This is a genomic window from Thermotoga sp., from assembly GCF_021162145.1.
Classification (GTDB): Bacteria; Thermotogota; Thermotogae; order Thermotogales; family Thermotogaceae; genus Thermotoga.
This window is the reverse complement of the sequence record NZ_JAGGZH010000131.1, coordinates 1-8,967: the sequence shown is the minus strand read 5'-3', so window position 1 is coordinate 8,967 and position 8,967 is coordinate 1. Positions and strand designations below refer to the sequence as shown.

Annotated in this window: 11 protein-coding genes and 3 tRNA genes; 6 read left to right on the top strand and 8 right to left on the bottom strand. The window is 45.8% G+C overall.

Annotated elements, in window-relative coordinates; genetic code table 11:
- The 3 genes from J7K79_RS08005 to J7K79_RS07995 all read left to right on the top strand — a co-directional run.
- The coding region (locus J7K79_RS08005) for a purine nucleoside phosphorylase I, inosine and guanosine-specific (protein ID WP_296907301.1) at positions 1-728 on the top strand (728 nt) is incomplete at its 5' end.
- Positions 729-1,730: a bifunctional oligoribonuclease/PAP phosphatase NrnA gene (locus tag J7K79_RS08000; protein ID WP_296907298.1), complete on the top strand. Its 1,002-nt coding sequence runs from the start codon at positions 729-731 to the stop codon at positions 1,728-1,730.
- Entirely contained in the window at positions 1,687-5,310 is a 3,624-nt protein-coding gene (locus tag J7K79_RS07995; RefSeq protein WP_296907295.1) for a diguanylate cyclase, read from the top strand. Before J7K79_RS08000 ends, J7K79_RS07995 begins: the two co-directional genes overlap by 44 nt.
- Here J7K79_RS07995 and J7K79_RS07990 read toward each other — a convergent pair.
- The 7 genes from J7K79_RS07990 to J7K79_RS07960 all read right to left on the bottom strand — a co-directional run bounded on the left by J7K79_RS07990 (position 5,276) and on the right by J7K79_RS07960 (position 7,521).
- Positions 5,276-6,019, bottom strand: coding sequence for an Mrp/NBP35 family ATP-binding protein (locus J7K79_RS07990; protein WP_296907292.1), 744 nt, complete (start codon positions 6,017-6,019; stop codon positions 5,276-5,278). The genes J7K79_RS07995 and J7K79_RS07990 overlap by 35 nt on opposite strands.
- 10 nt (positions 6,020-6,029) lie before the next feature.
- Positions 6,030-6,386, bottom strand: coding sequence for a 50S ribosomal protein L20 (gene rplT / locus J7K79_RS07985; RefSeq protein WP_296907289.1), 357 nt, complete (start codon positions 6,384-6,386; stop codon positions 6,030-6,032).
- A gap of 13 nt (positions 6,387-6,399) precedes the next feature.
- Positions 6,400-6,597, bottom strand: a complete 198-nt coding sequence (gene rpmI / locus J7K79_RS07980; protein ID WP_296907287.1) for a 50S ribosomal protein L35 — start codon at positions 6,595-6,597, stop codon at positions 6,400-6,402.
- Positions 6,598-6,611: 14 nt separating this feature from the next.
- On the bottom strand, positions 6,612-7,112 hold the full coding sequence (gene infC, locus J7K79_RS07975; protein WP_296907303.1) for a translation initiation factor IF-3: 501 nt from the start codon (positions 7,110-7,112) through the stop codon (positions 6,612-6,614).
- A gap of 154 nt (positions 7,113-7,266) precedes the next feature.
- A tRNA-Lys gene (locus tag J7K79_RS07970) sits at positions 7,267-7,342 on the bottom strand.
- 22 nt (positions 7,343-7,364) lie between these two features.
- A tRNA-Arg gene (locus tag J7K79_RS07965) sits at positions 7,365-7,439 on the bottom strand.
- Between the two features lie 9 nt (positions 7,440-7,448).
- A tRNA-Ala gene (locus J7K79_RS07960) sits at positions 7,449-7,521 on the bottom strand.
- 182 nt (positions 7,522-7,703) lie between these two features.
- Between J7K79_RS07960 and J7K79_RS07955 the strand changes: the two genes are divergently transcribed.
- From J7K79_RS07955 to J7K79_RS07945, 3 genes are all read left to right on the top strand, one after another.
- A complete protein-coding gene (locus J7K79_RS07955; protein WP_296907285.1) occupies positions 7,704-7,904 on the top strand; it encodes a cold-shock protein in 201 nt (66 codons plus the stop codon).
- Between the two features lie 118 nt (positions 7,905-8,022).
- Complete coding sequence (gene rpmE, locus J7K79_RS07950; RefSeq protein ID WP_296907283.1) at positions 8,023-8,238, top strand: 50S ribosomal protein L31; 216 nt, start codon at positions 8,023-8,025, stop codon at positions 8,236-8,238.
- 32 nt (positions 8,239-8,270) lie between these two features.
- Positions 8,271-8,642 carry a S1 RNA-binding domain-containing protein gene (locus tag J7K79_RS07945; protein ID WP_296907282.1) on the top strand — a complete coding sequence of 124 codons (372 nt, stop codon included), beginning with the start codon at positions 8,271-8,273 and terminating at the stop codon, positions 8,640-8,642.
- A gap of 31 nt (positions 8,643-8,673) precedes the next feature.
- On the opposite strand, the gene J7K79_RS07940 is transcribed toward J7K79_RS07945, so the two are convergent.
- Positions 8,674-8,967 (bottom strand): L,D-transpeptidase (locus J7K79_RS07940; RefSeq protein ID WP_296907280.1); only part of this gene is annotated, 294 nt, incomplete at its 5' end.

The window sequence follows — 8,967 nt, the reverse complement described above, 5'->3', positions numbered from 1 at the left end:
TCGTTCTTGGATCCGGTTTCAGCTTGTTTACAGAAGCCGTGGAGAATCGTACTACTATAGATTATAAAGACATTCCATATTTTCCACAACCAACAGTGGAAGGTCACAGCGGAAGGCTAGTTTTTGGAATTGTGAAAAATCGTCCCGTTGTGGTAATGGCAGGGAGGTTTCACCTCTACGAGGGACACGATCCTTGGACGATTGCTCTTCCCGTTTATGTCGCGAAGTTCCTGGGGGTAAAAGGTGTCATCGTGACGAACGCTGCCGGTGCGATAAACCAAGAGTTTAAACCCGGAGAAGTGATCCTGGTGCGAGACGTAATAAGCTTCATGTTCAGAAATCCTCTGAGAGGGCCAAACGACGAAAGAATTGGTTCTAGATTTCCCGATATGTCATCAGTGGTAGATCCAGAGTGGGTTAGAAAGGTAAAAAAAAGGATCGAATTAAAAGAAGGTGTTTACATAGGAGTATTGGGTCCAAGTTACGAGACACCGGCTGAAATAAGAGTTTTTGAGAAACTTGGGGCCGATCTTGTTGGAATGTCCACGGTTCCGGAGTTGATAGCGGCCAAACATTGCGGATTGAAAGTGATCGTGTTTTCCTGCGTAACCAACATGGCATCAGGCATCAGCCACGGAAGACTCTCACACGAAGAAGTGGTGAAAACAACAAAAATGGCACAGGGAAGAATAGAAAAAGTGCTGAAGACAGCGGTGGAGGTGTTTTGAGTGAGGGAAATAGTCGATGCGATATCATGGTACAACAGGATCCTCGTCGTAGGACACATCATGCCCGATGGTGATTGCGTGAGTTCCGTTCTCAGTCTGACGCTGGGACTAGAGAAGATAGGTAAAGAAGCAAAAGCCGTTATAGATTACAAAATTCCTTACGTGTTCGAAAATTTTCCGCACATTGAAAGAATTGAACAGAGCACTGATTTTGAACCTGATTTTGTGATGGTGGTGGATGCCTCGTCTCCAGACAGAATAGGGAAGTTTCAAAGTCTCCTGAAAGAAATACCATCGGCCGTGATAGATCACCATTCAACGAACGTTTTCTTCGGAAGGTGGAACTGGGTGGATCCAACGTTTGCCGCCACGGCACAGATGATCTTCAGATTGAACAAAGAGCTCGGTGTTGAGTACGATTCTGTTCTCGCTACCCTGAACTACCTCGGGATAGCAACGGACACAGGCTTCTTCAGACACTCCAACACGGACGCCAGAGTTTTTGAAGACGCCTACGAACTAGTGAAGATGGGGGCAGACGCACACTTTGTTGCAAAAGAGATTCTGGAAAACAAAAGATTCGAACAGTTCAAACTCTTCGCTGAGGTTCTGGAAAGACTTCAGCTTTTAGAAAACGGAAAAATCGCTTACTCTTACATCGACTACGATACGTATCTAAGACACAACTGTACTGATGAAGACAGTTCAGGATTTGTAGGTGAACTTCGCTCTATAAAGGGTGTGGAAGTTGCCGTCTTGTTCATGGAGTTTCCACGGGGTAAAATACACGTTAGCATGAGATCGAAGGACTGGTTCAATGTGAACGAAGTGGCCTTCGAATTGGGGGGAGGAGGGCATCCCAGAGCGGCCGGTGTGACATTCGAAGAAGAAAAGATTGAAAACATCATACCGAAGGTGGTGGATCTTCTTCTGAAAAGGTTTGAAGAAGGTGTAAACCGTGAAGGTGAAAGGACTGCTCAGAGAGACGTACTGGGGGGATGAATTTCTCATAGAGGAAGACGGTGAAGACAAAGTTTTGAAGATTGTGAAGATCCCTATAGACAGGCATTTTTTCTTCAATGAGTATTCAAAACTGAAAAGACTTCAGATTCCAAATATCCTCATACCTGCAAAGGTCAGAATCTCAGGCGAAAAGTACCTGTTCTTCTATCCTTACTACCAGCACCTCAAGCCACTTGAAAGCCTAAACAAAAAGATTTCAAGACAACTCCTGAAGCTCTTTACGTTTCTTTCGAAGGCAGGAGTGATCGTGCCTGTTCTGGGTCTGGACGATATCCTGCTGGGTGAAGGAGTATTTCTTGTTCCTTCCTTCATCAGCGATCCTCCACAAGGAGCGGGAGGAGTGGTATTTGCCAGAGAAAAAACTCCTCAGGCTACCCGGCAGGTGTGCTATCAGTTTCTGAAACACCACGGGGTGAACCAACTTGATTATGAAAGTGATCTGTCGATTCCTTTGTTCACGGAAGCCAGATTCCCATACATACACAGAGAAGTCGAAGAAAAAATAAAAAGGGATATAGACCACGCTACCAGATTTCCTCTGCTCATCCTGATAACCGGTGAACAGAGGGTTGGAAAGACAAAGATGGCATCGGTTCTAGCAGATGATCTCAGAGAAAAAGGATTCCTCGTGCACCAGACTTTCTCCCTTGTGGACCTGAAAATGTGGTACAACGTTTCTGATGAGCTCGACCTTCTGACCAAGCTAGAAGACGGTCAGGAGAAGGTGATCCTGATCGACGATCTTTCCGATGGTCTGGATCTTTTTCCATTCATGGAGGAACTCTCAACTATCTCCACAAGTACAAAAATCATAGTTCTTGCAACGTCTACAAAAACCTACAACTTTTTCCACAAGATTTACAGGCTCTCTCCGTTCACACTGAAAGAAACTCAAGCTCTTCTGGAAAGATCTCTTGGGAAGATCTCAGACAGCCAGGTGAAGTTGATATACTCCCTCAGCAGGGGCCTTCCTGGATACATGGTGGAAATTCTCAAGGTTTTGAACAGGACAGATCTCAAAAGTAACATTCTCGATGTCTTCAAACCCCTCCTTCAAGCGTTGGATTCACCCGGGATCAGAGATTTGAGCGTCCTGGGTCAGAAGTTCACGGGGATCGAGATACAGGCGCTTCAGGAGATCACTGGTGAGGATTTTTCCGAGGTTATAGAAAAGGCGATAGATTCTGGAATCATAGTAGTGGAGGCGGGACATTACAGATTCACGTTGAAAGAATTCTGGGACTACTATTACAGGAAAGTATCTGACGAAAGAAAAAATCTCCTGCATGAACAGCTCTTCAAAAAACTCCCAGAAGACCTCGCCGTAAAACACGCCCTGTCCATAGAAGATGTGAAAACCCGAGCCATTCAAATTTTGAGGTACGTGAGAAATCACTTCTGGGAGTATGAGAAAACCAAACTGATGATCGAGTACCTGGAAAGGCTGGGAAAATCTCTCGGGAAGACTCACTACTCCATCGAAAGTCTCAAAATGAAGCTTCTTTTCAGAATGGACCCGTTCAGGATCGAAAAAGAGGACTTCAAATCCTCCTGGATTGCGAGGCTCAAAGAACTTGCAGGCAATCCGGAGAGGATCTTTGAAAAAAGTGAGCATCTCTCCTATCGCGATCTTTACAGTCTCGCCATCGTCTCTCGTTCTTACAGGAGGTCCGGAAAAAGGGTTCCTCAGAAACTGCTGAAACTCATCGAGAAAGAGCTCGAAAAAAAGAATTTTTCAACGAAAGAACGTCGTTATCTGAAAGCCGTTCTGCTGTATGAACTGTTCGTTGCGAGTGAAAACCGCGAGCTTCTGAGAAATGCTATGCACATTGCAACCCGAGAAAAGTTCCTGGATGTGGAGGTATCTGGGTATAGGGCCCTTGGTGCTCTATCAAGGACCAGGGCAATGAGCAACTATTACTTCAACCGCTCGCTTGAGATCTCAAAAAAGATAGATCCATCTCTTGCCATTGTTGATGAGAGCAATCTGACATGGAATCTCCTTTACGAAGGAAAAATTTCAGCTTTTCTTACTCAACTGAACCGCCTTAGAAAACAATCGCAGCTCTTTGGAAATGTAACCATTCTCTCTTACACCTATTTTCTGGAGGGACTTTACCATCTTCATAGAAAAGACTATCAAAACGCGGAGAAAATTTTCAAGTTCGAACTCGATTTGGAGGAAAGAAACCACATCGAAAGGCGGGCCCTTCGAGGTCTTGTGATAAACTATCTCTTCGCAGGAGATTTCGAAGGTGCAAGATCTCTCTTGAAAAAAGAAGAGCCGGAGTTCGAAAGGTTCGGTTTTGAATTTTTAAGGGAGATGGTACTCGCCGAGAACGACACCGAGTTTTTGAAGTCGTGGAAAAAAGCAATTGAACAACCCAGGAAGTTTTTTAACGAAGAAATAGCCTACGTCTTTGCAGAAAGACTTGCAAAACTGGATCCAGAGAGCTTCGAGGAATTTGCTCTGGAGCTGGAAAAAGAAAATGTAGAAAATGCCTCCGACCTCACACTGGCACTGGTTTATGAAAGCCTCTACAGATTTTACAATGCGCTGGATCTAAACTTCAGAGCAAAAAGGTTTCTGAAGAAGGCCGTTCTGATCTACAACGCAATAGGATTGAAAGAGGTTTCATTGAAACTGGAAACAAATCTGGGAACTTTCTCCGTAGAAAACAGAATACCACACTACCTTTTCATAAGCTTTATAGAACCAGACAAAGACTTCTCCGAGATGATGGAACTCGTTGCTGCGAAGCTCTCAGAGGTGATACCGTATGAAGTTTTCTCTCTCAAGATAGTGGAAAGACGCACTGGAAAGACGATAGAAGAATTCAACTCCTCTTTCTCAAGTGTTCCTGACGGAAAGGATTTTCTTGAGATATCTCCCTTCAGAGCACTCATGTCCTTCAATCTAGACATGAAACACGATACGATGATCTACATCGATACCAACCTGGAGTGTGATGAAAAATCAGCCTGGGAGCTTGTGGAGACACTCGAATGGTTCGGTCACACCCTTACCGTGGTGCTCAGGGAACGTTTATACAGGGACAGAAGCATAAAAGATCTGCTCACGGGAGTTTTCTCCAGATGGTACTTCATGGAGCGACTCGAAGAAGAGGCGTACAGATCAACCAGGTACAGAATGCCTCTTTCTTTGATAATGTGCGATATAGACGATTTCAAGGGACTCAACGACCAGTTCGGTCACATGAGTGGAGATAGTGTTCTCAGATGGGTGGGAAAGAAACTGCTTTCGCTCCTAAGAAAAAGTGATCTTGTAGGAAGGTACGGAGGGGAGGAATTTGTGATAGCACTTCCTGGAACTTCCTTGGGAGAAGCCAAGCTGGTAGCGGAGAAGCTGAGGAACGCCGTAAAGGACGATCCCGAAAACGTTCACCATATTACCATGAGTTTCGGTGTTGCGGAGTTCACTCCGGGTGAATCGCCGTTTGAAACTATAAAAAGGGCCGATGAGGCCCTCTACATGGCGAAATTTCTCGGAAAAGACAGGGTGATCACAGAGCAAGAACTTTCTCAACGATCTTCTTGAATTCCTCCTCTATCATTGTTCCTCTCTTGTAGACTACAGCGGGTTTTCCTTCATCGGAAAGGATGGCAATCTCCGGATCCATAGGTAGTCTTGCAAGGAGCGGAACGTTGAACTCCTCTGCTAGTTTTTCTGTTTCACCTTTTCCGAAGAGGAAAATCCTTTCACTACACTTTGGACACACAAGGTAAGACATATTTTCCACAACTCCAAGGATCGTTCCGTTCAACCTTTTCACAAAATTCATAGCTCTTCTCACATCGTCTCCCGCTACTTTTTGAGGAGTGGAAACAATTATCACAGCATCGGGCTTTATTATCTGAAAGGTGGAAAGCGCCTCGTCGCCCGTTCCCGGTGGAAGGTCACAGATCAGGTAATCGATTTCTCCCCAATCCACATCCCTTGTGAGCTGCTCTATTGCTTTGTGCTTCAATGGTCCTCTCCAGATCACAGGAGCCCCTTCCTGAAGAATCATAGCAAGAGAGAATACCTTGAGGGACTCTCCGTATCTTGCTGGAACGATCTTTTCTCCCTCGGAAGGAGGAAGAGAAACACCAAGCATCCTTTGAACATTGGGTCCGTGAAGATCGAGGTCCAGAAGACCTACCTGATATCCCTCCGATGCTAGGGCAACGGCGAGATTGACCGCAACGGTTGTCTTCCCGACCCCTCCCTTTCCACTCATGATCGCTATCTTCTTGGTTTTCTCCACCACCGACACCTCACGAAGCGAGAGCTTCTTTGGCGATCTTGACATATTCTTTGAACGCTTCTGGGTCGTTCACAGCAAGTTCAGAGAGCATCTTTCTGTTTATAGAAACGCCCGCCAGTTTCAATCCATAGATGAGCTCGCTGTATTTCAATCCTTCATTCCTAGCGGCTATGTTGATCCTGGTGATCCAGAGTCTCCTCATGTTTCTTTTCTTTATCTTTCTTCCAACGTAGGAGTACCACTTGGACCTTATGTACATCTGCTTTGCGAGCTTGTATCTTCTGCTGAGTGCACCTCTATATCCCTTTGCTTCCTTCAAGAACTTCCTTCTCTTCTTCTTTGCATGGACAGCTCTTTTCACGCGCACGATTCATCCCTCCTCACTTTTTCCCAAGCAGTCTGAGTATCCTATCTTTATCCGCACTCGATACAACGTCTTTCTTCCTCAGAGCCCTCAAGACGCTTCTCCTCTTTTTCCTCGTCTTGTGACTCTTGTACGCATGATTTCTGATAATCTTTCCCTTTCTTGTCAGCCTGAACCTTTTTGCTGCACTCCTGTTTGTTTTCACCTTGGGCATCTTCAGGACCTCCCCTAAGAATTTTTGGGTTTCAGAACCATCCACATGTCTCTTCCTTCCACTTTTGGTGGCTTTTCAACAACTGCGAGGTCTTCGGTATCCTTGATTACCCTATCGAGAATTTCCTTACCTTTGTCCGTGAACATCATCTCCCTACCGATGAACATAACTACCACCCGAACCTTGTGCCCCTCTTCAAGAAATCTTCTGATGTGCCTCACCTTCGTCTGGTAATCATGCTCGTCGATCTTCAGCCGAAACTTCATCTGCTTCATCTGAACGGTTTTCTTCTTGCTTTCTTTTTGTTTCTTGGTGAGCTGGTACTTGTACTTCCCATAATCCATTATCTTGGCAACAGGTGGATCCGCGTTGGGAGCAACGAGAACAAGGTCCAATCCTCTTTCTCTTGCAAGCTCGAGCGCTTTTTTTGTGAGCATGATGCCTATTTGTTTTCCGTTCTCGTCCACTACTCTGACCTTCGGAACTTTTATTTGCTCGTTCCTCAGAAGATCCATGGTTACACCGATATCGATCGCCTCCCCCTTCCACGAAAAATAGCGGGCAAAAGCCCGCTTCCCTTCGAAGCTGAAGTTCTCAGGGATATTCACCCTGGTAGATTTTACCCCAAGGTGGGAAGCCGGGCCGGCCTCCACTTACTTTTAAAAAACCTGGTGGGCCGTGCAGGACTCGAACCTGCAACCCCCTGATTAAGAATCAGGTGCTCTACCTGTTGAGCTAACGGCCCACCTCACACTCTCCTCCTGGTGTGGTGCCCCCGGGAGGAATCGAACCTCCATCTGCGGATTAGGAATCCGCCGTTCTATCCGTTGAACTACGGGGGCCCCCACGGGTGGAGCCGATGGGACTTGAACCCACGACCTCTACCGTGCCATGGTAGCGCTCTCCCAGCTGAGCTACGGCCCCACCTTCCACTTTCATATTATAACACGGCTTGTTTCCCTTGAAAAGACCCTTTTCGGCACACCGAAAAGAATTATAACACGAAGGTGTGAGATGTTCAATCCCCATTTTCAAGCTACTTGACATGACAGGTTACAAAGTGTTATGATTGAGGAGTACCATCTTTCGTTAAGGAGGCATGCGGTATGAGAGGAAAGGTCAAGTGGTTTGATGCCAAGAAAGGTTACGGGTTCATCACAAAAGACGAAGGAGGAGACGTGTTTGTGCACTGGTCAGCTATCGAGATGGAAGGTTTTAAGACACTGAAGGAAGGCCAAGTGGTCGAGTTCGAAATTCAAGAAGGCAAGAAGGGTCCTCAAGCAGCACATGTGAGAGTTGTCGAATAAAGAGACCAATCAGCCCCCATCTGGGGGCTTAAATTTTGCTTTCCTCTTGATTTTTGATCCCATGTATGGTAGTATTTGGCATGTGAGAACATACAGACTGTAGAGAGGTGAGGACTCGGTGAAAAAGGGAATACATCCGGAAATGAAGCTTGTGACAGTCAAGTGCGCGTGTGGTGCAGAGCATACTTTTTACACAACGGCTGACAATGTGAGAATCGACGTGTGTTCAAAGTGTCATCCATTCTACACCTCCGGTGGAAAAGGTGGAGTTCTCATCGTTGACACCGAGGGTAGAGTGGAGAAGTTCAGAAAGAAGTACGGGGACAATTACTGATAGGAATACCACTTTTGTGAGGAGGGTTTTTTGTGAAAGTTGGTGAGTTTGTGAAGGGAAAGATTTCTAAGATCGTGAGGTACGGAGCTTTCGTGGATATTGAAGGGGGGGAAAAAGGTTTTATACACATCTCGAAGATCTCCAAAGACTACGTCAAAAGAATAGAGGATTACTTGAAAGAGGGGCAGGAGATATCCGCGAAGGTGATCGGCAGGGCCAGAAACGGTGGCTGGGAGCTTTCCCTAAAGGACACTCCAGAGGACAAAGAAACCGGTGACAGGAAATCGGAGAGAAAAGATATGGACTTTGAGAGGAAACTCTCTAGATTTTTGAAAGAAAGCAGTCAAAAGTTCTCCGAATACAGAAGAAGACTTGAGAAAAAAGGCAGAAGAAGTTCTTGGTGAAAAAAGCGGGGGAATTCCCCGCTTTGTTCTTTCAATAAAGCCTTTCCGGAAAATCTCCCTCTTCTTTTACAACGATCACTTCTGTTCCCACACCTGCAAAAGCATCTAGTTCTTCTACATCCCTGTTGAACATTCTTATGCACCCATGTGATATCCTCTTTCCTATTTCCCAAGGTTTTGAAGTCCCGTGGATCGCATAGGTAGGGTTCGAAAGTTGGAGATACCTCGTTCCAAGTCCATTCAATGGTGTCCTGGGTGAAATGTACTCCCCAAACCAGTAAAGAGCAGGATCGATCTCTTTTCTCAAGATCCAGTATTTTCCAGG